Annotated in this window: 20 protein-coding genes and 3 pseudogenes; 9 read left to right on the top strand and 14 right to left on the bottom strand. The window is 58.0% G+C overall.

Features of this window, described 5'->3' with window-relative positions:
• Positions 1-492: 492 nt before the first annotated feature.
• Complete coding sequence (locus tag AC0V8S_RS22020) at positions 493-678, bottom strand: hypothetical protein (protein ID WP_475433343.1); 186 nt, start codon at positions 676-678, stop codon at positions 493-495.
• A gap of 364 nt (positions 679-1,042) precedes the next feature.
• On the opposite strand from AC0V8S_RS22020, the pseudogene AC0V8S_RS22015 reads away from it, so the two are divergent.
• Positions 1,043-1,914: pseudogene (locus AC0V8S_RS22015) on the top strand (transglutaminase family protein).
• Positions 1,915-2,006: 92 nt separating this feature from the next.
• A complete protein-coding gene (locus tag AC0V8S_RS22010) occupies positions 2,007-2,816 on the top strand; it encodes a transglutaminase-like domain-containing protein (RefSeq protein WP_475433341.1) in 810 nt (269 codons plus the stop codon).
• Between the two features lie 30 nt (positions 2,817-2,846).
• Here AC0V8S_RS22010 and AC0V8S_RS22005 read toward each other — a convergent pair whose 3' ends face one another.
• From AC0V8S_RS22005 to AC0V8S_RS21990, 4 genes are all read right to left on the bottom strand, one after another.
• Positions 2,847-3,188, bottom strand: a complete 342-nt coding sequence (locus tag AC0V8S_RS22005; RefSeq protein WP_475433339.1) for a response regulator — start codon at positions 3,186-3,188, stop codon at positions 2,847-2,849.
• A gap of 50 nt (positions 3,189-3,238) precedes the next feature.
• The gene (locus tag AC0V8S_RS22000) at positions 3,239-3,751 is read right to left on the bottom strand and encodes a sensor histidine kinase (RefSeq protein WP_475433337.1); all 513 of its coding nucleotides are present in this window, start codon (positions 3,749-3,751) and stop codon (positions 3,239-3,241) included.
• A complete protein-coding gene (locus AC0V8S_RS21995; protein WP_475433335.1) occupies positions 3,649-6,342 on the bottom strand; it encodes a chemotaxis protein CheB in 2,694 nt (897 codons plus the stop codon). The genes AC0V8S_RS22000 and AC0V8S_RS21995 overlap by 103 nt, the downstream gene beginning before the upstream one ends.
• A gap of 110 nt (positions 6,343-6,452) precedes the next feature.
• Positions 6,453-7,562, bottom strand: coding sequence for a chemotaxis protein CheB (locus AC0V8S_RS21990; RefSeq protein ID WP_475433333.1), 1,110 nt, complete (start codon positions 7,560-7,562; stop codon positions 6,453-6,455).
• A gap of 599 nt (positions 7,563-8,161) precedes the next feature.
• Here AC0V8S_RS21990 and AC0V8S_RS21985 point away from each other — a divergent pair.
• Positions 8,162-8,989 carry an alpha/beta fold hydrolase gene (locus AC0V8S_RS21985; RefSeq protein ID WP_475433331.1) on the top strand — a complete coding sequence of 276 codons (828 nt, stop codon included), beginning with the start codon at positions 8,162-8,164 and terminating at the stop codon, positions 8,987-8,989.
• Positions 8,990-9,474: 485 nt separating this feature from the next.
• A pseudogene (locus AC0V8S_RS21980) lies at positions 9,475-9,744 on the top strand (hypothetical protein); the annotation flags it as partial.
• Positions 9,745-10,426: 682 nt separating this feature from the next.
• On the opposite strand, the gene AC0V8S_RS21975 reads toward AC0V8S_RS21980, so the two are convergent.
• Positions 10,427-10,717 (bottom strand): hypothetical protein, encoded by a 291-nt coding sequence (locus tag AC0V8S_RS21975; protein WP_475433330.1) that lies wholly within the window; start codon positions 10,715-10,717, stop codon positions 10,427-10,429.
• A gap of 126 nt (positions 10,718-10,843) precedes the next feature.
• On the bottom strand, positions 10,844-11,062 hold the full coding sequence (locus AC0V8S_RS21970; protein WP_475433328.1) for a hypothetical protein: 219 nt from the start codon (positions 11,060-11,062) through the stop codon (positions 10,844-10,846).
• 480 nt (positions 11,063-11,542) lie between these two features.
• On the opposite strand from AC0V8S_RS21970, the gene AC0V8S_RS21965 reads away from it, so the two are divergent.
• Complete coding sequence (locus AC0V8S_RS21965; RefSeq protein WP_475433326.1) at positions 11,543-11,686, top strand: hypothetical protein; 144 nt, start codon at positions 11,543-11,545, stop codon at positions 11,684-11,686.
• Between the two features lie 692 nt (positions 11,687-12,378).
• Here AC0V8S_RS21965 and AC0V8S_RS21960 read toward each other — a convergent pair.
• The 4 genes and pseudogenes from AC0V8S_RS21960 to AC0V8S_RS21945 all read right to left on the bottom strand — a co-directional run bounded on the left by AC0V8S_RS21960 (position 12,379) and on the right by AC0V8S_RS21945 (position 17,065).
• On the bottom strand, positions 12,379-13,539 hold the full coding sequence (locus AC0V8S_RS21960; protein WP_475433324.1) for a sugar ABC transporter substrate-binding protein: 1,161 nt from the start codon (positions 13,537-13,539) through the stop codon (positions 12,379-12,381).
• Between the two features lie 70 nt (positions 13,540-13,609).
• A complete protein-coding gene (locus tag AC0V8S_RS21955; RefSeq protein WP_475433322.1) occupies positions 13,610-14,965 on the bottom strand; it encodes a sensor histidine kinase in 1,356 nt (451 codons plus the stop codon).
• 172 nt (positions 14,966-15,137) lie between these two features.
• Positions 15,138-16,395: pseudogene (locus AC0V8S_RS21950) on the bottom strand (GGDEF domain-containing protein).
• A 193-nt stretch (positions 16,396-16,588) separates the two neighbouring features.
• Positions 16,589-17,065 carry a YciE/YciF ferroxidase family protein gene (locus tag AC0V8S_RS21945; RefSeq protein WP_475433320.1) on the bottom strand — a complete coding sequence of 159 codons (477 nt, stop codon included), beginning with the start codon at positions 17,063-17,065 and terminating at the stop codon, positions 16,589-16,591.
• Positions 17,066-17,261: 196 nt separating this feature from the next.
• On the opposite strand from AC0V8S_RS21945, the gene AC0V8S_RS21940 reads away from it, so the two are divergent.
• Positions 17,262-17,513 (top strand): GlsB/YeaQ/YmgE family stress response membrane protein, encoded by a 252-nt coding sequence (locus tag AC0V8S_RS21940; RefSeq protein WP_475438672.1) that lies wholly within the window; start codon positions 17,262-17,264, stop codon positions 17,511-17,513.
• A gap of 210 nt (positions 17,514-17,723) precedes the next feature.
• Here AC0V8S_RS21940 and AC0V8S_RS21935 read toward each other — a convergent pair whose 3' ends face one another.
• Positions 17,724-17,972 (bottom strand): hypothetical protein, encoded by a 249-nt coding sequence (locus tag AC0V8S_RS21935; protein WP_475433319.1) that lies wholly within the window; start codon positions 17,970-17,972, stop codon positions 17,724-17,726.
• 650 nt (positions 17,973-18,622) lie between these two features.
• Here AC0V8S_RS21935 and AC0V8S_RS21930 point away from each other — a divergent pair.
• Both AC0V8S_RS21930 and AC0V8S_RS21925 read left to right on the top strand, forming a co-directional pair.
• The gene (locus AC0V8S_RS21930; protein ID WP_475433317.1) at positions 18,623-18,829 is read left to right on the top strand and encodes a hypothetical protein; all 207 of its coding nucleotides are present in this window, start codon (positions 18,623-18,625) and stop codon (positions 18,827-18,829) included.
• Between the two features lie 306 nt (positions 18,830-19,135).
• Entirely contained in the window at positions 19,136-19,420 is a 285-nt protein-coding gene (locus AC0V8S_RS21925; protein WP_475433315.1) for a hypothetical protein, read from the top strand.
• A gap of 1,086 nt (positions 19,421-20,506) precedes the next feature.
• Here the strand turns inward: AC0V8S_RS21925 and AC0V8S_RS21920 are convergent.
• Positions 20,507-22,228: an OmpA family protein gene (locus tag AC0V8S_RS21920; RefSeq protein WP_475433313.1), complete on the bottom strand. Its 1,722-nt coding sequence runs from the start codon at positions 22,226-22,228 to the stop codon at positions 20,507-20,509.
• A gap of 1,622 nt (positions 22,229-23,850) precedes the next feature.
• Between AC0V8S_RS21920 and AC0V8S_RS21915 the strand changes: the two genes are divergently transcribed.
• Entirely contained in the window at positions 23,851-24,153 is a 303-nt protein-coding gene (locus AC0V8S_RS21915) for a hypothetical protein (RefSeq protein WP_183454655.1), read from the top strand.
• Between the two features lie 580 nt (positions 24,154-24,733).
• Here the strand turns inward: AC0V8S_RS21915 and AC0V8S_RS21910 are convergent.
• Positions 24,734-25,246 (bottom strand): baeRF12 domain-containing protein, encoded by a 513-nt coding sequence (locus tag AC0V8S_RS21910; RefSeq protein WP_475433311.1) that lies wholly within the window; start codon positions 25,244-25,246, stop codon positions 24,734-24,736.
• Between the last annotated feature and the right edge of the window lie 130 nt (positions 25,247-25,376).

Here is a 25,376-nt window from a genome sequence, read left to right as displayed (position 1 = left end):
AGCGAAAAGAGGCCGCAAGCGACATTCTTCCGGATTGGTTACTGATCTCTTAACATCGACGCCCTAATGAACCTCACATGCCCTGCAGACCTGCTGGGGGAAGGTAGCGTCGTTACACCCCTTGGGTTCCGAAGTCGTTCCGAAAAGGACGCGATCTGCCCGGGAGGAGCCAGAAGCTCTCATCCGTTTCCTTGCCCGCGAACCCGGATTACCGAAGCCCGGACGCGAGAGCTGATCAACATGGGCGGTACCGATCGCGGATCACGCTGCTAGAGGCCCGACTATAAGGCGCAGCGGAAATTCTCGACGTTACCAAAGCGATACGCCGTTGGGCTACGGGCCAGGGCAAAGGTCTGCTAAGCCCCACGGTCTCGATAGGTTGGCGTTCAGCGCCTGATGCCGCCGTGCTGCATCTTAGCCCGTTGGGGCTTCGGCCAAGGAGCGGGCGGGGCACCGAAAATCTCATTCTAAACCTGACCAAGATGCGGACGATTAGTTTGGGCCTGCTTGGCTGAATACAACCGTGCCGTCGTCCTTGCGAACCTCCACCGCTACAATACCGCCCATGTTTCGAGCGGATAATGTCGCCAGCGCATAATCCCGTGCAGCCTTCTCGGTCTCGAACGACGCTTTCTCAACGATGCCCTGCTTGCCGTACCAAATCACCGTGTAAGCCAACGTTTCGGCGTCCTTCTCTGCCTTAGTTTTCTTCGCGCGCGCTCGCAAGGGCGTCGAAAGGGACCAGTTGAGACATTACCGCTTGGGCAAAATATAACAAATCCAGACGTCATACGTATCTCGGCGGGAAAGTTCGAACCGTGAGGTGAGCAGGTTTGAGGCATCGCCGATCCCGCTCTCGCATGGACCTTTATCCCCTGCCGCGTCCAGTTCCATTGGCAGCGACATTGTAGGAATGTCTGACTAGCTTGGCCAGTTTTTGGCCGCTTTGAGTTGTTTAGTCAGGCGTTGAGTATCTCCGCACCCAAGGCCACTCGATCGCCCGGAGAAACCGCGGCGTGTACGCAGAAGGCACAATGACATCATGCCTATTTTTTCAGTGAGGCACTCGACCGTCTATCGTTACAGCCGACCTGTAAGGTTAGGCGAACACCGGCTGATATTCAGGCCGCGCGACAGCTTCGACCAGAGACTTCTAGACCACGCCATGGTCATTGATCCCGAGCCGAAAGAGCTCCGGTGGATCCACGACGTTTTTGGAAACTGCGTTGCAGTGCTCGATTTCAACGGGGCGGCTAAAGTACTGCACTTCGAAACAGCCATTCGACTTGATCATACGCCTCAGCACGCACCTGATTTCCGCATCGACGAAGCCGCGCTCAGCTATCCGTTTTCCTACGAACCTGACGAGGAAGCCGACCTTTTCCAGACCATCCAGCGTCATCATCCCGACGAAAGCGACGAGATTGGAAAATGGGCACGACAATTCCTGAGCGCCGGCGACCAGACAGAGACGGGCACACTGTTGATGACACTCTGCTATGCCATCCACGAAAGCTTCGTGTATTCCCGTCGAACGGAACCCGGGACGCAACCCCCTCTGTCACGCTACATCTAAGGCGAGGCACATGCCGTGACTTCGCGCTCTTCATGATGGAAGCAGTTCGATCGCTTGGTTTCGCTGCACGTTTCGTGACCGGATATATCTATGTCCCAACCCGAGACAAATTGGAGGTACGAGGGGGAGGATCGACCCATGCCTGGTGCCAGGTCTATTTGCCTGGAGCCGGTTGGGTCGAGTTCGATCCGACCAATGGCATCGTCGGCAATCGGGAACTGATCAGGGTGGCAGTCGCTCGACACCCACGACAGGCGATCCCTCTTTCCGGCAGCTATTCGGGAAGCGCTTCGAGTTTTTTGGGTATGGACGTCGAGGTGAAAGTTACCAAGGAATAAGCAGACCGAACCCTCGCCCATTGATTCTGGTGGAACCGATTGGTCAAAGCGGAGTTTGGTCGTCTCCTCAATCAAGAATATTTGGAGCCACGATGCGGATACGCGCAGGTTACAATCTCACCTACGAGTGTCCGAAGCCAACGCCGATGCTGCTGGTCCTGGAAATCCACCCGTCACGTCGGGTCGACCTTCTGACGGAACAGGTGATCGGTTTTGATCGGCAGATCGAAGCGAGGGGCTACATCGACAGTTTCGGCAATGCCTGCACGAGGATCGAGGCTCCTGCTGGTCTGACGACGATTTCAACCACCTTTGAAATCTACGACAGCGGCAAACCGGACGTCGTCGCCCCCGAGGCTATACAACACGACATAAAAGACCTGCCGGATGAAGTGCTAACTTTTCTTCTAGGAAGCCGATATTGCGACACCGATCGTCTTGGTGATTTCGCCTGGGCGACCTTTGGCAACACAAGCCCTGGATGGCCTCGCGTCCAGGCGATCTGCGATTTCGTTCACAACCACATAGCGTTCAACTACCAGAACGCCGACGCGCTGCGCACCGCCCATGGGGGCTTCATCGATCGAACCGGTGTTTGCCGTGACTTTGCCCATCTGGCCATTACGCTGTGCCGCTGCATGAACATCCCCGCGCGCTATTGTACCGGCTATCTCGGGGATATCGGAATTCCGCCCGTGCCAGATCCAATGGATTTCAGTGCTTGGTTCCAAGCCTATCTCGGTGGTCATTGGTTCACTTTCGACGCTCGGCACAACCACCCTCGCATCGGAAGAATCCTGATGGCGACGGGCCGCGACGCGACTGACGTTGCCCTCTCGACCAGCTTTGGGTCGTCGGGCCTGGTCCACTTCGAAGTGATTGCTGACGAGGTGGGCACCTAGCCCTCATAACCGGCATCCTCGAGAGCAAACCTAACTTCGGCTCTTGCGGTCAGCCACTTCCTTGCTGAGCGCCCGCATCTGGGCTTGCAGTTCTTCGGATGTAAACGGCTTGGTCAAGCGCGGGCGATCTCGCATCCTGTCTGGCAGTGCCCATTCGCCGTAGCCGCTGGCCAGGATGAATGGAATGCCGCGCTCAAGAAGCTTTTCGGCAACGGGAAACACCTCTCCGCCGCGAATGGTCACGTCGAGGATCGCCGCGTCGATCTTTTCGTCGGTGGCCAATTGAAGCGCGGTTTCGAGCTTCCCTGTGGGGCCGACGACTTCGCATCCAATATCCTTCAGCGTGTCTTCGATTTCGATCGCGATGAGCATCTCGTCTTCAACCAGAAGAACGCGAAATCCCGCCATTTCGCCGGTTGTCATCACGCGTCCCGCGTTTTTTGTGGAAGTCGCGCATGACCAACCTCCGCAGTCAGCGGAATGTCGATTGTGCAGTGCAAGCCTTGGGGGAGGAATTCCCGGGTCACGGTAGCATCGAATTCATGGGTTAGGCCGCGTTCGATCAAGGTCGTTCCAAATCCCCGTCGCGTAGGGTCAGAAACTGGGGGCCCTCCGGATTCCGTCCAAGCCAGCTTCAGGGTATAGCCTGCGAAGCTCCCGATTATCGACCACTCGACCGCGAGATGGCCAGCACTGGTGGAAAGCGCTCCGTATTTGACCGCGTTGCTGCAAAGCTCATGGACTGCCATCGCTACCGCCAAGCTGGCCTTCGGGGTAAGTGCTATATCCGGCCCAATAATCTTCAGATTATTTCCGCGCCGATCGTATGGGGCTAATTCGGTCTCAATGAGATCGCGTAGTTGCGCCTCGTCCTGTCCACCGTTTCGGGTGAGCACCCCATGAGCCCGCGATATTGCCGTGATACGACCCTCCATGCTGGCGGTAAGGCTTCAGGCGACGTACTCGTTTTCAATGTCTGTTTGACGACGGCGGAAACGATGCTGAGGATGTTTTTGACCCGGTGATCAAGCTCGCCCATCAAAAGCGCCGTATGCTCTTCGGCTTTCTTGCGGGCGCTGATATCGACGAACGTTATCACGACGCCATCGATCACGTTGTCGACCGTGCGGTAGGGGTGAATGCGCATGATGAACGTCATGCCCTCCTCGCCGACGCGGACCTCCTTCTCAAGCACGGCCAGGTCGCGCAGCACCTTGCGCACGTCGTCCTGCAACTCGGAGTAGTTCAGCAGCGTGACAATCTCTGTCACCGGGCGGCCACGATCGGCGTCGCGCAAATGGAAGATATCAGTCATGCCTGACGTGAAGCTTTTGATGCGAAGATCATTGTGGAGAAAGATCGTCGCAATGTCGGTGCTGTCGAGGAGGTTCTTGAGGTCGCTGTTCAGCAGCGTCATCGTCTCGTTCTTGGCGGTCATCTCAGCGTTAACGGTATGCAGCTCTTCGTTGACCGACTGCATCTCCTCCTTCGCGGTTTCAAGTTCTTCATTGGAAGACTGCAATTCCTCGTTCACCGACTGATATTCCTCGGCAGCCGATTTCATCTCTTCCGCTGTCGTCTCCAATTCGTCGATTGTGGCCTGAAGTTGGGTTTTTGTGGTCCGCAGCTCGTGTTCCAGCGCCTCTGTGCCGGCGTTCGGATGTTCGCCAGGGGTGACGGCGGCGTTGCCCATGCTTGCAACACGTAAGCCTTGAAAGGCGACCACGCAGAACCCGCCGGCGATCGGCGTGACGATCACGGTCACGGCCCGGCTCTTGCCGTCGATCCTGAGGGCGACATTCTCATTCACGACTGCACGTTTAGTGGTGAGCATGGTTTGAATGGCGGCGCGTACGGATGGCCGCAGCGCCTTCCGAAGAAGCCCGAACAGGTTCAGGCTAGCTGTCCCTGACGATGGCTCAAGATAATGGCCCACTTCCCCGCCAGAGAAGCGCACAATGTCGTGTTGCTCGTCGATCACCACATAGACAGGCGAATATTGCTCAAGAGCCCGTCTCGCATTCCTCTCAATTCGATCCTCACCGGGCGAAAATCCGGCTGCGGTCGTAGGGTGCTGTGGCGGCCTATCGGCAGAGATCGAAAGCTCGGGTAGTATCACCTTTGCATCAACGCGCTCAAAGACACGGTGCTTCTTGTCGAGGGTTTTAAACGCCGAGCTGAGCCTTGTAGCTCCTTCCGATGGCCCAAGAAATAGAATGCCGTTTGGCTTGAGGGCGTAGTGGAAGCTGCGGAGCACGCGATCCTGCAGATCGGCGTTCATGTAGATCAACATGTTTCGGCACGAGATCAGGTCGAGCTTCGAAAATGGCGGATCCTTGACGACGCTATGGGGCGAGAAAACGCATAGCTCGCGGATTTCCTTCACCGGGCAATGCTCGTCGCCGTCCTTGGTGAACCAACGGTTGAGGCGTTCTGCAGAAACGCCGGAGACCTTTTGATAACGCCCGGCCCTGGCGATGGCGACCGCTCGGTCGTCAATGTCGGTTGCGAATATCTGTATCCTCGAAGCGATGCCTCGCCGTTCCGCCTCCTCCTTAGCCAGGATCGCGATCGAATAGACTTCTTCACCCGTCGAGCAACCCGGCACCCAGATGCGGATCGCGTCGCTGGCACCCTTGTCTTCCAACAATTTCGGAATGGCTATCCGCTCCAACGCTTCGAAAGCTTGCGGATCGCGAAAGAAATGCGTGACGCCGATTAGGAATTCACGAAACAGCAATTCGAGCTGATCCGGCTCTTTCTTGAGGAGTGTTATGTAAGCGGGAACCTTGTCGATCTGCAAAACCTGCATCCGGCGCTGAACGCGGCGGACAAGCGTGTTCTCCTTGTACAAGCTGAAGTCGTGCCCGATCCTTGTGTGCAGGAGCTTGCTGATCGTTTTAAGATGGGCGGCCATGTCCTGGCGCGTCCCATCCTCGCCCTTGACTGGCGCGACCGTCAGCAGATGGCCCTTGTAGGACAGAAGTTTGGCAGGCATGTCTTCTACCGCCATTACCGCATCCACCAGGCCCGTGGCAGCGGCACTATGCGGCATGCCGCTCATCGCCATGTGGTCGTATTCGGCTTGGGCTAGCGTCAGCCCGCCATTTTCCTTGATAGCCTTCAATCCGAGCGTGCCGTCGCTGCCGGTGCCGGCGAGAATGATGCAGACGGCGTTTTCGCCCTGGTCTTGCGCCAGAGAAAAGAAGAACGTGTCGATAGGCCTTCGGGTTTCTCGCGGCGGCGCCGGGCGTGAAACCCGAAGGCGCCCACCCTTGAACGTCAATGTAGCGTTCGGCGGAATGACATAAACCGAGTTCGCGGCCACCGGCATACCGTCTTCAGCCTCGACCACCTTCATCGCGGTCACCTTGCCGAGGATATCCGCCAGCATGCTCCTATGGTCGGGTGCCAGGTGCTGGACCAGGACAAACGCCATGCCGCTGTCGGTTGGCATGTTTGCAAAGAAGCTCGTAAAGGCGCTGAGGCCGCCAGCGGATGCGCCAATTCCGACGACCAAACCCAAGTCGGGCGGCGTCTTCCTGCCGGGGCTAGTCAATTGCTTGTCGATAGTGTCGCCTTTGCTGAGTTACATGACCCGCTCGTTCGAGCTCCCAGCTCGCTAGCCAGCGGCCACTATGTATCTGTACGTCCAAAACGGGGATGAATCCATTGCCGCGTCAAAAGCGTTTCGATCGGCAGCCTCTGATCTGTCGCCTCATGCATGGCCGTCTCCCAATTTGCGACCGTGCCCCGATTGCTCGTCTTTTCGGCCATCTGGCGGCAGAGCTCGGCACGCTCGGCGAGTGATCGCATGGCTGTTTCAAGCGCCCGTTCAAGTGCCAGGAACTGCGCGGCCAGCATCACTTCTGCGGTGTAGACGTGGCCAATATGACACCTGAATTGAGACAGCGATCCCAATTCGGTCTTCCGCAGTGCCCCGCCGCAATCCGGGCAGGTGATCGCGACAGGATGATTTTGGGTGAACTCCGCAGTCATCTCCTTATCCCCATCCTGACCATATCCGACGACTTCGTGAACCTTGGCCCCTGCCAGGCGCACCAGTAGCTTAGGCATCTCCACCAACGATGTGCAGTGATCGATGGTCACGTGGTCGATAGCGCTTTGCGGCATGCTAGGATTGGCGGCATCGTCCGGGCTTTGCACCACGGTGGTGCCACCGCATTCCTTGATCTCATACAATCCAGCCGTGCCGTCATTGAGCCCTCCCGTTAGTATTATCCCGACAACATTGCGGCCGTACGTTTTGGCCGCGCTTCGGAACAGCGGATCGATCGCCGGGCGGGCCCAGTTCTCCCGCGGCCCTTTGGTTAAACGAATAACGTCACGCTCGACGATCATGTGGTGGTCCGGGGGAGCAATGTAGATCTTACCGGCGGTGATTGCATCGCCGTCGTTGGGATGAACAGCCTGAAGAGGCCCGCGTTGGTTCAGCAGCCACGGGAGATTGCTCCTGTGGGCTCCCACGTGGAGGACGACAAGCACCGCGCTTGGAAAATCCTCGGGCAGAGCGGAAAGCAACTGCTGCAAGGCTGTCACGCCACCCTCGGACGTGCCAACTACGAAGATAGGTTCTATTCCCATGCGCATCAACGCGCCGGCGAGCCAATCGTTCAAATGCTGCTGTATGAACGGATTGGCCCCTTCCTCGGTCTCGATTCCGGAGTGGTCTGAAAGGTTGATGGCCTCCGGCGCTCGCTTCGGCAAACGCTGGCGACGGCCCATGTGCTTCAGCTGCGCCTTACAAGGTGATTTCGCTAACCGAAAAAATCGACACTGAGACAGCCAATGGCCGGTTGATGTTCAATTTCGTGGGCACGATCGCCGAGTATTTCTTGACCTCAACCGCGAGCGGACCTTTGCGGTGCGACCCTGCGCTAGACGCCCGGTCTGCCAATACAAAACCCAGGCCGGCACGGCGCAGTCATCCATCGTTTTGTTCCACAAGGACCGGAGTACTGCGGGTCTCAAACACCCGCGACCGTTCAGTGCATGGTGACAAACTTTGACCATACCCTTGTTCCGACAATCGATTAGCGCGTCGTTTGTTGCGAGCCGGTGGAACAAGTGGCGTGATCAGGACTTGAGCTTGAATATACCTGGCGGCCAGCCTGGGGAGCGAAGCTCCATGCTTTTTCGGCTGATTCATAAATAATTTCAACGGGATATGAAACCTTTGTAGGTTTTGTACAGTTCTTTGTCCTGTGCGGAAATTGTTCCGTGCCTTCTCGCTTCTCGATAGCCCCGGCCACCCGCAATGTCGGCTGGGGGCTATCGTTACCCTCCGGCGGCCCAGTCACAACTTATCGAAAGGCATTTCCCAAATGACAATCATCAAAACACGTGACGGCACCGAACTCCATGTCAAGGACTGGGGCAGCGGTCGCCCAGTGATCCTCATGCACGGATGGCCGCTTTCGGCCGACAGCTGGGACGATCAGGCGATGGCAATTGCAGATGCCGGAATGCGCGCGATCGCCTACGACCGCCGCGGATTCGGACACTCCGATCAGCCTTGGACGGGGTATGACTATGATACGAGACATGTAGCGGGCGACTTCGCCGCCACCCATCGAAAAGCCGATGATCGAAGCATCTTCGGCGTGCGTCTCTTTCATGACATCGGCCAGGTCGTCGGCGAGCGCCATGGCGGCAAAGGCGTGAAACAGGCGGCTTTGATCTCGTCAGTGGTTCCGTTCATGCTGAAGACCGAGGACAATCCCAAAGGGACACCCAAGGCCACGTTTGACGACATGACCAAACAGATGAAAGCCGACCGCGCACATTTCTTCGCGGGCTTCTTCAAGGATTTCTATGGCGTTGGAATGTTCGACCAATCTGTCAGCGAAGAAGTCCTCGGATGGTCGTGCAGCGTCTCCATGATGGCCGGCCTCAAGCCGACGCTCGCATGCGCCGGAGCCTTTGCCACCACAGACTTTCGGCCTGATCTTCCCGCGTTCAATGTGCCCACGCTGATCATCCACGGAACCGAAGACAAGACGGTGCCGATCGATGCGGCAGGCCGGGCGGCGGCGGCGGGAATTTCCGGCTCGATCCTGATCGAATATGAAGGCGCGCCACACGGGCTCTTCGCGACCCATAAGGACCGCTTCACCAAGGATCTGCTGGCGTTCCTGGCAAGCGCAACTTAGTCCTCATCCTTCTCGTTGGTGCTTGATACGCTTGCCGTTTGGCGACGGACTTGTCGCGCGAGCCGCAAGCCCAAGCCATCCAGCAAACGTCACGATGATTTGCCTGCCGTTTGCCGCGGCAATTTGCGAGACCGAATGCCATGAATATGCTGCTGCGTCATGTCCTCGACAGCCTGGTGCGGCAAGGCAGCCTGCTTGTTAACGGGCCGAATGGCGTGACGGACCGCTTCGGCGACGGCACCGGCGCGCCGGCGCGCCGGCGCACATCCACATCAAGACGTCGAGGGCGGAGCGGGCGATCACCTTCGATCCGATGCTCGCCTTGCCGGAAGCCTATATGAGCGCCCGAGAACGCCGCCTTCGGGAAGGTCGACCTCGCCGCATCGTCTTCTAGAACATCGGGGATGCCGGCATCGACACCACCTGGACGCGGGCGCTGGACGGTGTGCGGCATGCGTTCCGCTGCAGGGCTACTGACGGCTTTCGTGTGGCCATCGGCGTGGCCAGATTTTGGTGGTTGGTTTAGTGATTGCGGCTTTGAACGCCGACGCGTCCTGCTAGTCTCGCTGCTGAACCTCTCCTATTTCGGCGTTGAGTTCGCCGTGGCGCTTGCCATCGGCTCGGTGTCACTATTCGCCGACAACATTGACTTTCTAGAAGATGCCTCGGTCAACCTCCTCATTCTGCTCGCGATGGGCTGGTCGATGCGCGCCCGCTCGTGGGTCGGAATGGCACTCGCGCTCATCCTCCTTGTGGCAATCATTCATTGGCCAAGTGACAGCGAATTGCTGCCATCGACAGTTCCTGGACCTCAGGGATTTTTGCTATACGAAACGATCGTTCTCCGTACAGGAACAGGCGCCCCCCCTTTAATCAGCGGATCAAGAGCAGTTCGTGTACGGAAACTATGTGCGGAATTCTATTGTGCGGACAACGCTCCACCAGCCCAATCGAAACAGACCCGCTTACGACCGTTAATTCCACACCGTCGGAATTCTTTCGTGGACCTTCTGGGGCCATGCCGGCAATGTTGGTTTCGCCAAGCCTAGACTCAAATTCCGGCCATGAAGTGCGAAGCCACCGCTAAGCACGTCAAACTAACAGGAGGTTTGGAATTGACGTTCACGACACGGGAGGGACGCGATAAAGAGACATGTCTGGTCAAATTTTTCCTAAATCGAATCTGATATCCGAATTTCTCCCATACGCGCATGCAATTCCGGCTGGGGCGCGACCCAAAAAGTTTGGGGCGCAGCCCGCCGTCGCTAAATGGCCGTCCGATCCACTCATTCTGCCGGAATTCTCTGATCATGGACATGGTCGCGCTGATGTCAGCTGAGCATTGGCTCTGGGCGCGCTCAGTTCACAAGCGCGGTTCGACCGCAATCGACAAAGCCCGCCACCCTTCGGCAGCGGGCTGTCGGAAATGATCAGTAGCTAGTTGGCGCCGCCGAGCTGCTTTGTCATTTTGCAGAAGTTGTCGTGAGCCTTGGCGATCGCCTCGTCGCCACACTCCTTCATCATGCCGGCGCGATCCTCTTCCGACATGGCCATCCACGCGGCCTTGATTTCAGCTTCAGTTTTCATGGTCTTCATGCCGGCATCGGTAAAGAATGGCGACATCTTCGCCGGATCATCGAGAGCCGACGTGCCGGTCGAAGTACCTGCAAAGGCCGATCCGGTCATAAGAGCGAACGTAGCGCCGATAATGAGCATCTTCGAATTCATCAGAATTCCTCCATACGCAGCTGCTTGAATGCAGCCGTGCTGACGAAACGCGGATTTGTAGATAAGGTTTCCGATCAAACCAGAAATTGTAGAACTTGCTACCGCCCGTCTACCGTCAATGGCACTTCAAGCCAACGGGCCAAGCAGATCGGCTAAAGCCGAGAGCCGCGTGTCGTCGCCGAACGCTTCGGTCAGCTCGTTTTCGCTGATACCCTCTGCCTCAGCGTCGGCCATAAGGCGTCTTGCCAGCTGCTCAATCTCTGCCTGGTCGCGGCCGGAGCAACCTTGGATCAAGTCGTATTTCTCGATCCATTCACCCAGAAATTTTTCGGCACGCTGTCTCATTCCGGATGGTCCTGGGAGGGATGGCCCGCGCGTTCGGTCAAGGCGGCGCGGGCCGGACCACGATGCGGGCATCTTGGTCGCCGGCAAGCGCTGAGGGAGCACTGGCCGGGTGAGCTACAACAGTCTTAGTTGAAGGTAGTTCCGGACCATAAAGCAAAAAAGCCCGTCGGCGTGAGCTAGCGGCAATTTGGTCTGGAGTAGCCAGGAAGGCCCTGGCGACAAATAAACGAGCGACCACTGGCTGTGGTTCCTTCAAAATGTGAAGGCCACAATGGTCAACGTCTGTCCCTTTGAAAGATTTTGTGACCGCAAATTCCGAAACTTCGCTCAATTTATGGACGTTAAGCCTCCGCCACTGTTGGAGGATGGACTGTCGATAATGCAGCAGAACTCAGCGGAATTGATCGCAACGCTTATAGAGAGCGTTGACGCCTTCAAATCTCATATCTCCACACCGATCAGGCTAGCCTGGATAGCCTGATGCAGACGCTGCCGACGAAGCTAGCAGCCGGCAGTGCTGAAATGGTGATGCTGGTCCTTCTCTATCGAGAAATGCACAGCCGCCGGTCGGTGAACAGCAACGTTCTTCCCTTTGCGCGGCGATCCGGAAGTGATGGCGGCTAGCGTCTGCGCGTTTGCAAGCGTCCAGATTCAGAAGGCCCTGCCGGTACAAGCAGGGCCTTCTACGGACCTGGAGGGGTCCATCTTGATCCCACTGGAGGATCAGTGAAGTAACGGCTCTGGGCGGCATGGGTTTCATATCAAGAGAATTTTAGCCCGTGCCCCTGTTGCGAAAGGCACGGGCCAAACCGGTGGTGCATTGGCCGGTTTGCAGCGCGAGCACTGCTCATGCTAACCGGCTAAAATCTTCGAAGTTCCAGGCGATCGAAAATGGCCCGTGACGCTGCGCAGCCGTCATTTTGGCGCTGTCGTTTCAGCTTCATTGGCGTCGCTTTGGCTTGCACTGCCACTTGCTGTGATAGGCGCTGTTTCCCTATGACGCGCAGTCTTTGCCCCGCGCTCCGTGCGCCCGGCTTCAACCGTGGCCCGAGCTTCGCGGGTGGAGCGTTCTATCCGGTCCGGGTCTTTTTGCGGAGGGGCATACAATCTACTCCTGTAGTAGTGGCTCGCCCCTCCACGGCGCGAGTGGACCAAGATCGGCACATATCTTGGTTAGCATCGGGACGATGATGACGACGCCTCAACTGGTCCTGCCCTGATGAAGCTCACTTCTCCAGGTAAAATTGGTTGCGGCCGGTGCTTGGTAAGATGGAGCGCTGTAGAGCCTGACACTGGGACTGTCCGGCACCGCATGGCTACTTCTGCTCAGACGACCAGGGGAAATTTATATATCGGTCGCGGCTGTCATAGCAGATGTTTCCATACATCTTGAGGTAGGTATCCCGCCGCGCCGCCTCGGCATACACCGAGGCCGGGTCCAGCAGATCGGCTTCGTATTGCGCGAGGTTGGCACTTGTCAGGGCGATGGGAAGGATGTCCATCGCCTGCGGGATGCTTTTGCCCTCGAGCCAGTCGGCTGCAAACTGCCCCATGGCATATCCGAAGACGGGCGAGGACAACGAGATACTCGCTTTGTAAGGACTGTTTCCTTTCCTGATTTCAGCAACAGCTTCCGGCTCGCCATCAATGCCGCCGAGAAATTGGTCAGGTCGGTCTTTGCCCGCCGAGCGCAATGCCTCCAGGGCGCCCAATACGACGGCATCCGCCCCGAGCACGACGTCGACATCCGGATTGGCCAGCAGGATGGTTTTCATGGTGGCGGCGCCGCCTTCCTTGGTAACTGGCTTGGGCGCGATGTCGGCGACGATGATCACGCCCGGCATCGCATTCAGGCCATCGCGCATTGCGGTGAAACGGGGCGCCAGAAACTCCATCGTATCCTGGGTCAGCAGAACGACCTTGGCCTTACCGCCCAGCTTGGTGTTGATATGCTCAATGGCTGCATCGGTCAGCACCTTGCCGGTTCGATATTGCGGAGCATTGAGCAGCAGCGTCGCTGGTGGAGGCACGATCGTGCCCACAAACGCTCCCGACGAGATCGCCTGCTGAAGAGCCGGACTGAAAGCCACTGGGTCCGAAGAGGTGGCAACCATGGCACCAACCTTCGCCGCGACGAGAGACTGCACGTGGGCTATCGCCTTACCCACATCGTTTTCCGCCAGAACTCTTCGATATTCCAGGCCGCGGTTTTTTGCAGCCATCGACAGACCGTGGTCGACGCCTTGCAGGAAGTCGCGCTCGTTTTCCTGCACGTATGCCAACACCCTTTCAAGACCAGCCGGCGCGTTGCATTTGGGCGCGTTTGGATCGAAGGTGGGAAATACCGTCCGCTGCGTGATGCCTGGGGCGCCCTCTTGGGCGACCGCGATTGTGCTCCCCCCAGATATAGCGATCGCAAGCAAAGCCATCGCTGACCAGATCGGCCATCGACCGGCAATTTTCTTCAGGTCAAACACGGTTGCCCCCTCGACGCTGCGGTGACTTGGTCCTCGCAGTCAGTGTTCCACCTTGTGATAGCGCGGTCTACTATGCTGCGACAACGCGCCGTGGCTTTGTCGAAAACACCAAATGAGCGGCGGTGCCAGGCTGGCGATTTCGATAGTCGATCTTGGAGCCAAGACTCATGCACATTGCATTGATGATCCTGCTCCCAACACCGGTCCCTTTGGCGGGCGCGCTGTCTGCCTTTCCAACTCCGTCGTCATCGACCACCAACTCCGCCTGCTCGCCTGGCAGCTTGCTGAGCCGGACGCGGACTTCTCCCACACCATCCGGATATGCGTACTTGAAAGCGTTGGTGACCAGTTCAGTTACCACAACGCCCAAATTGATGCAGGTGTCCGTTTCGAGGTCGATTGGCTCGATGGTGTAAGACAAGCCAACACCGTGAGCCTGGCTGCGCATCGATGTGCGCAGGTGATCGAGCAGCCCGGCTAGATATTCATCCAGGTTGACAGAGCGAACATTGGACGAACCATACAAGCGCTTGTGCACCAGCGAGATCGCAAAGATGCGCTCTTGGGTTTCGGCCAGCGCATCCTTGGCCGCGCGATCTCCGACGGCCTTCGACTGCAGGTTCACGAGAGACGAGACAAGAGCTAGGCTGTTGGCGACCCTGTGATTGACCTCTGACAAAAGCACTTCGGCACGATCGCGCGCCTTCGCGAGGTCCTCGGTCCGGGTGGCGACACGTTGCTCCAGTCTGTCATTAAGCGCATTGACCTCGTCGCGGGTATCGCGAAGTTCTCTGGTGTAGCGAGCGGCCCCATAGGCTGCTCCGCCAACCACGGCAACGATGACCAATCCGCCGATTGCCGAAACGAGCCGCAGCCATGCACTGTTGGCACGTTGTTCGGCGACACCGGACGTTAGCCGGTCATCCGCTTGGACAATGATGCCCGAAAAGAAGACATTGGCTTCATCGGTCAGAGCCTTGCCCCTGTTCGTGCGGAAGATCGCCAATATATCGGCGTCGCGCTGATCTCGTTTGAGAGCGATCGTCTGGTCCAGCTCATCACACTTGGCGGTGATGATTGCGGATAGCCTTTCCAGTGTAGGCTCCGAATTGGGATAGAACTTCAGCAGGGGTTGCAGCGCCTGCAGATGACGCTGCGCTTGCGCCTTGGCGGTTTGGTAAGGCCCCAGATATATCTCGTTCCCGGTGATGACAAAACCTCGCTGGCTTGCCTCGGCCGTCTGCATTGCATTTCTCAATTCGACAGCAGCGACACGCGTGTCGCGCGCTTCAATCGCATTGTCGAAATAGGATTGAGCCCGCTGTCCCAACCAGAAATTGGTAGCGACAATGGCCACAAGCGCTGCAAACCCTATCAGCAGGGATGCGGTCGTTAGCCGGACGATTTTGCGGTTGGAGAATTGCATTGGGGCATACCTGCCCCATTTCAGGCGAGTGCGCCATCATTCAGTGTGAGCTAATAAGCCCCGATTGCAAAACTCGTCTCCTAACACCGATTTCCAACGTGTTTGATCGTTTCGCACGCCATCAGCCATTGTATCCTACATAAGCATGGCGCCACGCTGGCACGTGGCGGCGTCAGCCAGTCGACTGAATAATTTTGCGCCCGGGCGTTTCCTGTTTGTCGAGCACTACGCGGTTGCGGCCGGTTTGCTTGGCAAGATAGAGCGCCATCCGCCTGACGCTGCAACTGCTCCGGGGAAATGGCCTCGTCGGCCGTCTGAACGGCAACACCAATGCTGAGTGTGACGTGGCGCGACACCCGGGATGCCGGGTTAGGAAGGGCAGCGGCCTCAACGCTCTCACGAATGCGCTCAGCCACGGTCAACGCCTCTGCCTCGCCCACACCGACGAGAAGCACGAGAAACTCTTCGCCGCCGTATCGGGCCACGTGGTCGCAATCACGCCTCACGCCTTCCCGGATCATGCAGGCGACCTCGACCAGACAGCGATCGCCCTCGGCATGACCAAGGCGATCGTTCAACTTCTTGAAGTCGTCAATGTCGCACATCAGCATGGCGGCACCGTCGGGACATTTTCCGCCATCGCCCCACAGGACGTCGAGCAACTCGGTCATCCAGCGCCGGTTGGCGATGCCGGTGAGCGGATCGGTGCTCGCCAGGAGTTGCAGGCGATCGTTCGCTTGCGCCAGCTCGGCGACCCGCCGCCGATCACGAAGCTCAAACAGGAACGTTTTTTGAGCAAGAATTGTCATGATGCGCCGCGCGGCGACCGTCGCGAAGATCCCGCTGGTGAAAAACAGTGTCGCAGCAGCCGCGCTGCCGAATTCGATTGCCGGGTTCCGCAACTGGAAACCGAGATAGAGGCCGAGCGGCAAGGCGGCGATTGCCATCGTCCATGCCAGCGGAACGCCGAAGATGATGATGGCGGTAATGGCCACGAAGAGCATGATGCTCAAATGCCGTTCGTAGAACTCGCCACCAGCGCTGACGCCGACCAATGCTACCGATAGCAAGATGAGGAACATGCCTCCAATCAGCGAGGCCCCCTGGAGCCAGGGCGCCCGCGGTTTTCGCCAGACAAGGAAGACGGCCACTACGACAGGCGGAATGATGGCACCTGGCAGGAGCAGGGACAGCGCGATTGGCTTGGGGAGCATCACCATATTTAGCGCCAGGGTCAGCACATCCAGGAAAGCCACCCAGATCATCCACGCGCGGATTATCTTCGCTGTTTGCGCCCAGACACGCGCTCGAAACAGACGGTTGATCTCGCCTGTGAGGCGGATATCTCGCGTGCGCCGCGCCAGGAGGCGGTCAACTTCTGCCGATATGGCAGGGTCCTCCTGCGCTTCGACGTGCTCTGACAAAACGATGGACCTCCCTCCACCTGGACCTTCGTCCGGACGGCAACGGGAAAGCTTGCCAGATTATCTTGAAGATTTGATTTATGGCTGATCTGACCTGGCGTCCGCTCCGAAGATCGCGGTCTGCCAGCCATCGACTACAGGGGCCCTCGGTGTTTAAACCGAGAGCCTGTCTGTGGGAACCAACCGGCGCTCCAGCTGATCAATTTGTCCTGTTGATCGACGTAACCGCAAGGTTCGTCAGCTTGTTGTTGGTGGCCTTCTCCTCGTCAAGGATCTCGCTGAGCAGCTTGTGCGCCTCGTCATGCCCAAGTTCCTTTGCCCATTCCCGAAGAGAGCCGTACCTGGAAATCTCGTAGTGCTCGACGGCCTGACAGGCCGCCAGCAGCCCTGCATCGAGGGCTGTCCCTGACGCTTCCTCCATCAGTCCGTCGGCTTCCTTTATGAGCCCCTCGATGGCGTCGCATTTCTCGCCGGAAACCTTCTTGCCGATCGACTTGAACACCTGCTCCAACTTCTTGATCTGCCCCTTCGTCTCCGCGAGATGATCCTCGGCCGCTTTCTTCAGCTTGGCGTCCTTCGCGGCCGCGGCCACTTTGGGCAAAGCCTTGGTGATCGAGTTTTCCGCGTAATACATGTCCTGGAGGGTATGCTCGAAAATATCGGCTAGCGTTTTCATCATGATGCTCCATATGCCCGAATTGGCTTCGGGAGAAAGTGCAAGCGAAGCGAATGGTTCCTTCCGCAGGGGCCGAGTTTAGACGAGGTATCCGGTATGAGCGGGAATACTGAAACCACCTGATGTCCCCGGAACTTTATTGGCGTTCGACACGTTTCCCGCCGAACCAATTGAGGTTCCAGGAAAAGGGGAAAATATGGAAAATCCAGGTGTCGGTTGGATAGCAGCAATTGTCATCGGCGGTGTGGCGGGCTGGCTTGCCGAGATGTTCATGAAAAGCAACATGGGTGTGCTCATGAACATCATTTTGGGGATCGTCGGCGCAATCGTCGCCAACGTTCTTCTTGGGCTGCTGGGCGTATCGTTGGCCGGGTGGCTCGGCTATCTTGTCGCCGGCTTCATCGGCGCGTGTATTTTGATTGCCGTGGCGCGAATGGTTAAACGCTAATCCTACAAACGACCTTGCGCACATCGTAACAGATGGCTGAGGCGCGTGGTCCTAAGGGTCACGCGCCTTCTTTCACCGTCGGCGTCTTCGCCTCGCGCCGTACGGCGACAAACTCCCCGCCCTCACCCTCAAACCCAACTCCAATTAGAGGTAGACTGGAGGACGCGGCGGCAGGTCCAATGTTCGTTCAGAACGCTCTCGCGCTGCCGATCAGTGATTTCGCTTATGATCGTGCTCGTCCGCTCGGCCGACATATTCGCTGGCCGCGGCCAATAAAGCCAGGAACGCAGCGGCGTATCTGGCAAACCCGAAGGCCTGTGCGGCGGCCAATTTCGCGCCGCGCGCATGCTCAGCAAGAAACGTGTCCGCTGTATCCTGGACCTTAGCCGCAGCCTTACCGAACAGGTCGCGCTCTTTTGCTGTTGGCTTAAATGCTTTGCCAATAATGTGACCGACCAATATGCCTCCCGCAGATTGAGCGAGCACCCTCGCCCTCGACAGATTTGTGATTGCCTTGTGCGGATGGGCGCCATAACGAATTGGCGCTGCGTCCGAATGCGTGGCGCCGGCAACCCGGTCGACAGCTTCATGATCGGCGGCTTCTGGTCCGCGGGCACTTCGCCTACCCGCATCCGTAGGAGGTTCCCCAGGACCGAACCTTCGTGTCAGGCGCGCTGTGGGCAAGCGGCAAGATCGTTGGCGAGCGTCGGGCACGTCCGACCCCAACCGCCACTGTCAGAAAGAATTCGGCTACGATACCCCATCGGTCGTGCGGGCCAGCCGGCCGAACTTGCATCCCTTTTCGTCATGCTCGCCTCGCGAGATCACTTACATTGATGGAAGCATTTTGGCGCCAACGGCGGTACAGGGGTAATTTGAAATCCCACCAGTCGTTAATCGCAGCCCTCCGGAACAAAACACCGCCACTCCTATTGATGTACAGCGTGGAGCGGGTGGCCGCAGAGATACCAAAGTACCGGCGGACAGAGCGCCTAAGACATTCCTCGGACGCCCGACCCGAGCGTCCGTGGCTCTTCTGCGCAAGCATATTGGAGGTTGCCTTCAGGAGCTCGGCATCGCATCGCAAACTCTGACCTTTGGAGGAAGGCATGGACGACGATTTTCGACAGAGATTGATTGGACACAGCGCACGCATGCAAGCTCGGGCGGCTGAGTTGGCTCTGCCTGACGGCAACAGCGACATCTCAGCCCTGATGTCAGGCATCGCATTGACACTCGAAGCCGTGCTGGTCATCGCCGAAGAGACTAAGACGCCGCGCTCCGGACCAGCGGTGGATCCATCTGACCGCGCGTGAACTGTTTTGTTGCTCATGAGATGCCACCTCCGAAGGGTTGAAGTGCAGAGGCCACTGCACCCTTGAGGTCTATCTTGCCGATATCGTGCCGATCGTCTTGGAGCGGAGTATAATCCGGCGGTAGGAGGTCTTGTCGGCGCGAACCTGTTTTCGGGGCCGCCACGCGCTGACGGCTGAGGGCTTCCCGGCAAGCCATCACGATGCAACCAAAACCAAGTTCCGCCGTTTTGTCCGGTTCGATATGTGGGCGTTTTGGCAGGATCCAGCGAGGACAAAGGGAGTGCTGCGTTTCGCGGCGCCGGTGAGATGGCTGACCGCATCGGATCATTGGCTTGGAACGAGACGTCGGTGGGGCCTGTTTCCTCATGGCCCACTGAGCTCAGGACACTGGTCAACCTGATCCTGGGTTCATCTCAGCCAATGTTTGTCGTTTGGGGCGCGGAACGGATCTGGCTTTACAACGACGCCTTCATTCCGATTTTGGGCCGAAAACACCCAACCGCTCTCGGTTTGCCCAGCCAGGATGTTTGGGCCGAGGCGTGGGGCACGAAGTCGGGCTCGTTCCCGCGCCAGACCTGCGGACTGATCTGAGAGTCAGGAGATCACCTGGAATGACATTTCCTGACAAAAAGGGGCAAGGGCGGGCGCCATTATCGTTGGATGTCACATCGCTCAGATCTCGATCGATCTGTTTCTAGGGAACAAGCTCCGCTCCAGAGCGTTTTTGTCCCGACGGGACACTCTCAGCTCAGGGAGAGTTGTGATGATAAGGAAGCTAGTTCTCTCATCGGTGATCGCAGTCACTTGTGCCGTCACCGCCTATCCGGCAAACGCTGGCGGCGTCATTGTCGGCTTTGGTAGTGGTTATGGCGACGACAACTACGACTACTATCGTCGTGATCGGTACCCAGACTACTACGGTCAAGGCTATTCCCAATACTACAATATGTATGACAACGGCTATAGGCCCCGTTATTACCATCGGCATCATCGGCACCATTGCCGCGTAGTGCTGATCAAGCATTGGCGTCATCACCACCGCGTCATCGAGCGAGTTCGCATCTGCAGGAGGTAATAGTACTGGTCCGGTCAATCTGGCCGGACCAGCGCCTTAGTCGAGCGCTCGGTACGTCCCGCAGTCGATACGGCACTTAACGCCGGGGTTCTAGGTTAGCGACATCGATCCCCTAATCGCGGCGGCGTTTCGGCCCGGGCGTTCTTGAGACGGACAGACACTGTCTCCTCGTCAACCTGCCCTTTCCCGGCTTCGGGCGGTGTCTATGCTTCATGAACTCCGGGCGACCAAGCGCCGCGCAAATCACGCAGCCAGGCGGGCACATTCCGGAGGAACTCAAGATCCCTTCAACTCCCAGCACGGCGGCGCCCAGACTAGATACGTCGACGGCCTAAGCCAGATTCCGGAACTTTGATAATAGGCCTCGCCTTGTTGCCTGAGGCAGGTACCCGTCGCTCGTAGGTGGACTGAGAGCGACGGGCAGTGTTGCCTGAATGCGGAACTTTAGCCGCAAGTGGGATGCTAAAACCGGACGGTAAATGAAGTTTTAAAAAGCCCCGTCGGGGTTTCAAGACGAAGCATCTTGGGTCGGCCGGCCATTGGTCCGTTGCTGGCAAGGTCTCGCAATTCGGCGAGCTTTACCGAATCGCGAGATGTCTTGGTCAGTTGGCGCTGGCGACGGGCGCCACCAGCGGCGTGATGCGGCGAATAGCGACGCGGCGGTTCTGTTGTTCGGGCCCTGGCGTATTCACCTTAAGATAGCGCTCGCCGTAGCCTTGGGTCGTCAGGTTCTCTGGTGCGATGCCAAAGGCGTTGGTGAGGGCCTCGGCAACTGCCTCGGCTCGCTGGTCGGACAAGGCCAGGTTTGCATTGTCGCTACCGACGGCGTCGGTATGGCCTTCGATCAGGAATGTTTCGGCCGGGTTCTTCTTCAGCAGCCGTTCCATTGCGTCCGCAACGCCTTGCAGTTTTTTGACTTCGCTGTCCGAGATCGCCGCCGAACCGGACTCGAAGTTCAACGTGTCGAGATCAACGCGCCGGGCGATGTCGCGCACACGCGCCGAGCGCTTGACCTCGTCGACCGAATAGAGGCGCTGGACTTTTTCCACGGGCGGTTGCTCGAGGAAGGTGTAGTAGTCGCCGGCATCCTCGACCAACTCGGACTCTAAAATGTATTGCTTGCGCGGGATGGTGAGCCGCATCGGCGGCAAGTCATCTCCAGGATCGCGCCAATCCTGAATGTCCTGATAATACCGCTCGTCGACGTAGCTCAAGACATACTCGCGGCCATCGGACGTAATGCGGGAGCGCTGGATGACGTCCCCATTGCGGTTGCGTATGGTGACGATCTGGTTGCCGTTGTCGCGAATGATCGTCTCGCGCGTGCGGCCGCCCGGTAGATCCTCGTAATACACATCCTTGGCACCACGGCCCATTCGCGGTGCTTCATTGCTTTCGACTATCGTCCGATTGTTGAACTGGATGATCACCCGGCCAGCAATTTCCGAGAGGACATTGGCGCCTTTAGGGCGTTCTGGCGCTTGGCCATCCGGCGCCTTTTCACGGCGGGTGCCCTTTTCCACCGTCACCGGAACTATCTTCTCCGGCTTGATTTCCTGCTGCGCTGCCTTGTCATCCGCCGGCGGGGGTACTGCGTCGGCGGGGGTAGCCGCGGGCGCGGCGGCCTGACCGCCATCGCTGGGCAGCGGTTTGCCGTCCTTGCCCGGACGTTTTGCATCCTTTTCGCTGTCGAGGACTGGTGCGGCGTTCGGATCTGCCGGTGCCTCGCCCTGGACTGGCTGTTCGCCTTGGGCGGGCGCTGCCGGCTCACCATTGGCTGGCTTTCCAGAGGTTGCAGGCGGCTGGTCGGTCGAAGGTGGCTCTCCAGTCACGGGCTGCTTTGGTGCAGGCGCCTCGGCGGCAGGCTGCTCGGCGGCAGGTTTCTTTTCGGGTTTGTTCGTCGGTTCCGCTGGCTGTTCGCCGAGGGCCGGGGCAGGCTCGCCACCCGGAGCAGGCTCGGACGAAGGCGCGGGCGCGGCCGGTTGAGCAGGCTGTTCCTTCGCGGACGGTTCAACCGGTGGGGTAGGTTCTGGAATAGGAGTTGCCTCAGACGCCGGGGCTGCCTCGTTTGGTTTTGGAGTAGGCTGTGGTTCGGTCGCTGGAAGTGGAGCAGCATTTTCGGACGGAGCCTGTTGCCTCAGCGCGCAGGCTTCGGCGGACTCGCCCTCCTTACATTTCAACTTGATAAAAATCGGCGGTGCGGATGCGACGAACCGTGCGGCGCCGAATGCTGCGCCGCTGAGGGGCTCGAAGGGTCCGAACGGCGCGGACGCGATCAGCAGACCGAGTGCGGTGCTGGCCAAAATTGTTGGTCGGCGTGTCATTTGAATTCTCCATGTCGTGTCCCGTCGCTATCCCAACTGGGCACTGCCACATTCGTTCCCGTTCGATCTCGAATGGCGGATCACCCCGCCGGAGCCGCCGCAAGTTGCCGGGCTGGGTCCAAGATACAGTCCCTCAGAGGGGGTTAATCTGCTGGCTGTTGTATGAAACGCCCGCCGGCCGGGAGCCAGCGGGCGACGGGCCTTCCGGCCCTTTTGACCGCTTGGAGGGACCGAGCGGGCAAATGGCTGTGGCACTTGACTTTCCCGCTTCGGGCAGACGACTTAGTCAGTGTTCAAAAAATCGACCCGGCCCAGCGACGGATTGGGAGCCGGAACCAGCCGCAGCCGTTCATCGCCCTTGTTCGAAGGCGCAGGCGCCTCAGAGAGGCTGCTATGGTTCAGATGCGTGCAGTGCTCATAATTGTGGTCGCGCGCTCCGCAGCAAGAACAGCACATGGGGAGTTGGTCTAACAGCATCCACTAAAATGCACGACTTGGATTTTGGTTCCGAGCAACGGTAGTCGGATTTCGGCAAGGCGCCGCCTCAAGCCGCCCTAGCGAGGATGCTGAGGTTGTGAGCTTCAATGTCCACGGCAAAGAAGACTTGGCCGTTTCGCTCCGCTCGGAGGCATATTAGTTACCGGCGGCTCTGCTTGGCCGACAGGCGCCGCGGCCACCGCGCAGGCGTCTGCCCAGCGGCCGCACAGATTGCCCCTGATCGGGCACATATGCGGTCTGCCTCGGCCGCTGCGGATTCTTGTTTTTGAAGACGCGGGATCCGGCTGGTACCTGTGCTGTAGTACTATTCACTACCCGCGTCCGTTCTCCAACGCCGCAGGCGATGGAAAGTAGGAGAACTCTGAAGATCCCGATGTGCTGTAACGACCAGCAACACCGCAAACAACTAGACCAGCGCAAACGCTAGCCCAAAACACAGCCCAATCTAAAACTCTCCGTTACGCCCGGACAACGCTAGGGCGGGCGTAAAGTTCACCATTTACGGAGCGGCAGATGGATGGTTGCTTGTGCTAATTTTCGTTCCTTCAGGCAGTTCAACCGGTCCTGCGGGCGAGGCGTTAGTTATTTCCAGGGTTGGGAAAACCCAAATAACCACATGGTTTCGAATGCCGATCTGCAGGGTATTGAGCTCTTTCTTCGCGCGAGTGCGGGAAGCGTCTTAGTCCTTCAGGCTAAGAATGGCCGCGGTTCGGCGCTCATCAACGCAAATCGAGCAACAGGTTTGTGAAACCGGTTAGAGCATGTTCTTCCAAAGCGCTACGTCCTGCTTTTCCGTGGCCATAAGTCGAAGGCCGCGTGTCGCCATTATGCTAGTGGAAACATCCTACAGCTCTGCTCATTACCTACCCACACCGCCTGTAATGAATGGCCGTGGTTTTCCGCGTCTCCACGACGTCCATCGGATTGTCCAGCAGGCTCTGCATCGTTTGGTCAAGCACTTTTGCTTTCAATACATGCTGGAATCCCATTCGGGCAGCGACGCTTTACCACCGACCGGTTTCGGAGACCCCCTACTCCATCGTTGACTCCCGTAAAGCCAAAAGCGTAAGTGGCGGTTCATGCCTCACGTCCAAAGGCGAGTTTCACCTTCAAAGGTAGCAACAATGGGCGGACAATATTCTAATGCGCGAGAGCACTTCTTCGCTGCGATTCGCACGCTCGCGGCCTCTTCCGACAGCATACAAACGCGCTTGATCGATGCGAATCTGAACATTTTGCACGTCACTCTCGATGAATTTGATGGGGACCGGGAACTAAAGTTCAAGTTTGCAAAAATACTGGATCTTCTAGCCGTCGATCAGGACGATATGGAAACGGTTGCTGTGGAGACAGCCGCGCACATGACGGATTTTGAAGCCGTTAAAGTTGCGGACCTCATTTGCGATTTTTACTACGAGCTCACATAGAGCCCGGGCGATCGGCGGGTGATTTCCCGCTTTGCCGCCGGAACCCTGTGCAATCAAAACGCTAGGGACGGCTGAGGTTGATCTCGCTGATCACATGTTCTTGCCCGTCGCGGGGTCCTTGTCGATCGTCGTCAAACGCATCCCGTTGTCTCCAACTTTTTCCAGTCTCAACTGGGCGGCCCGGTCGCCATTGACTTCTTTTGCCCAATGAATGCCAAGGACCAGGGCGTTGCCCGAGCGGTTTCCACTGAGGCCGGCAGGGCCGGTGCTCGATCCGGTGTAAGGTCCCCGTATATGTCTTGCCGTTCGTCGTGACGTCTGCGCCGATGGCTCGCGAGAACACGACGTACGCCGTGCATTTGCCATTAAGTGACAGCGAACTCTCAGTTGCGTCGGACGCAAATTTGCAGTTGATCTTGATCGGCTGGGAATCGGCATCGACCTTGACCGTGCCTTTGCCAACCCAGCTCCCGGCGAATGATTTCAGAAAGGCGCCGTCGCGGCGTGCGCAGGCCCGGCGACGCAAAGCATTACCGCAGCCAGTAGTCCAAGGGTTTTTCTCATGATTGTCTCCTTCAGTTCAGCGTACGCGCGATATTTCAATTCGGCGCCGGCGCAATAGGTTGCAGATATGGCACGGAGCAATTCGCCGCCTAGGCGCGGCAATTGCCTTCTCAATCTCCTGGTCGAATGTCCCGTTAGATCTTTGGCGATTTCGCCAATCAGCACGGCCGACGGCTTGCTTACGCAACTCCCCTGGCGTTCGATGAGCGGCGATGACGATGAGATTGTCGATTTGTCCACCGAGAACCTGTCGGTTGAGCAGGTCGGCCGTTCCGGCTGCAAAACTGTCCTCTTCGATTTGACTGTTGTCCGGTTTGGCGGACTGCTCTGATGACGCGCGCCGGAACCTCTGTTGTAGTCGGTTACGTGTTCGACCGTCGAAGCCGTAAGTTTGGGATTGGCTTCGTCTCCTGAGTTGTGGAACAAGTTGAGCCTCTCGCCATCGGACGGACCCGAAACGGCGGCGGTGCAGCACTAGATACCATTGCGACGGTTTCGTGTAATAACATAACAGCCTTCGCAACCTCATTCATCGCCCGGAGGCTTCTCCGGCAATGATACCCCTCGCCTTTTGTCCGAACCGCGTCTGCCGAGAGGTTCGCGGCTGGGGATCTTCATTGCAGGGGGTGCGCACGGCAAGGAACGGAGTGTGGCAGGTG

This window comes from Mesorhizobium oxytropidicola (genome assembly GCF_056174625.1).
Note: the sequence above shows the minus strand (reverse complement) of the source record. Positions and strands in the feature narration are given on the sequence as shown.

Bases quoted from the DNA above. Each gene is read 5' to 3' on its own strand.
- AC0V8S_RS22010 (WP_475433341.1), top strand. From the start codon at position 2,007: ATGCGGATACGCGCAGGTTACAATCTCACCTACGAGTGTCCGAAGCCA.
- AC0V8S_RS22005 (WP_475433339.1), bottom strand. From the start codon at position 3,188: ATGCTCATCGCGATCGAAATCGAAGACACGCTGAAGGATATTGGATGC.
- AC0V8S_RS22000 (WP_475433337.1), bottom strand. From the start codon at position 3,751: ATGGAGGGTCGTATCACGGCAATATCGCGGGCTCATGGGGTGCTCACC.
- AC0V8S_RS21990 (WP_475433333.1), bottom strand. From the start codon at position 7,562: ATGGGCCGTCGCCAGCGTTTGCCGAAGCGAGCGCCGGAGGCCATCAAC.
- AC0V8S_RS21985 (WP_475433331.1), top strand. From the start codon at position 8,162: ATGACAATCATCAAAACACGTGACGGCACCGAACTCCATGTCAAGGAC.
- AC0V8S_RS21975 (WP_475433330.1), bottom strand. From the start codon at position 10,717: ATGAATTCGAAGATGCTCATTATCGGCGCTACGTTCGCTCTTATGACC.
- AC0V8S_RS21970 (WP_475433328.1), bottom strand. From the start codon at position 11,062: ATGAGACAGCGTGCCGAAAAATTTCTGGGTGAATGGATCGAGAAATAC.
- AC0V8S_RS21965 (WP_475433326.1), top strand. From the start codon at position 11,543: ATGCAGACGCTGCCGACGAAGCTAGCAGCCGGCAGTGCTGAAATGGTG.
- AC0V8S_RS21955 (WP_475433322.1), bottom strand. From the start codon at position 14,965: ATGCAATTCTCCAACCGCAAAATCGTCCGGCTAACGACCGCATCCCTG.
- AC0V8S_RS21945 (WP_475433320.1), bottom strand. From the start codon at position 17,065: ATGAAAACGCTAGCCGATATTTTCGAGCATACCCTCCAGGACATGTAT.
- AC0V8S_RS21940 (WP_475438672.1), top strand. From the start codon at position 17,262: ATGGAAAATCCAGGTGTCGGTTGGATAGCAGCAATTGTCATCGGCGGT.
- AC0V8S_RS21930 (WP_475433317.1), top strand. From the start codon at position 18,623: ATGGACGACGATTTTCGACAGAGATTGATTGGACACAGCGCACGCATG.
- AC0V8S_RS21925 (WP_475433315.1), top strand. From the start codon at position 19,136: ATGGCTGACCGCATCGGATCATTGGCTTGGAACGAGACGTCGGTGGGG.
- AC0V8S_RS21920 (WP_475433313.1), bottom strand. From the start codon at position 22,228: ATGACACGCCGACCAACAATTTTGGCCAGCACCGCACTCGGTCTGCTG.
- AC0V8S_RS21915 (WP_183454655.1), top strand. From the start codon at position 23,851: ATGGGCGGACAATATTCTAATGCGCGAGAGCACTTCTTCGCTGCGATT.
- AC0V8S_RS21910 (WP_475433311.1), bottom strand. From the start codon at position 25,246: ATGAGGTTGCGAAGGCTGTTATGTTATTACACGAAACCGTCGCAATGG.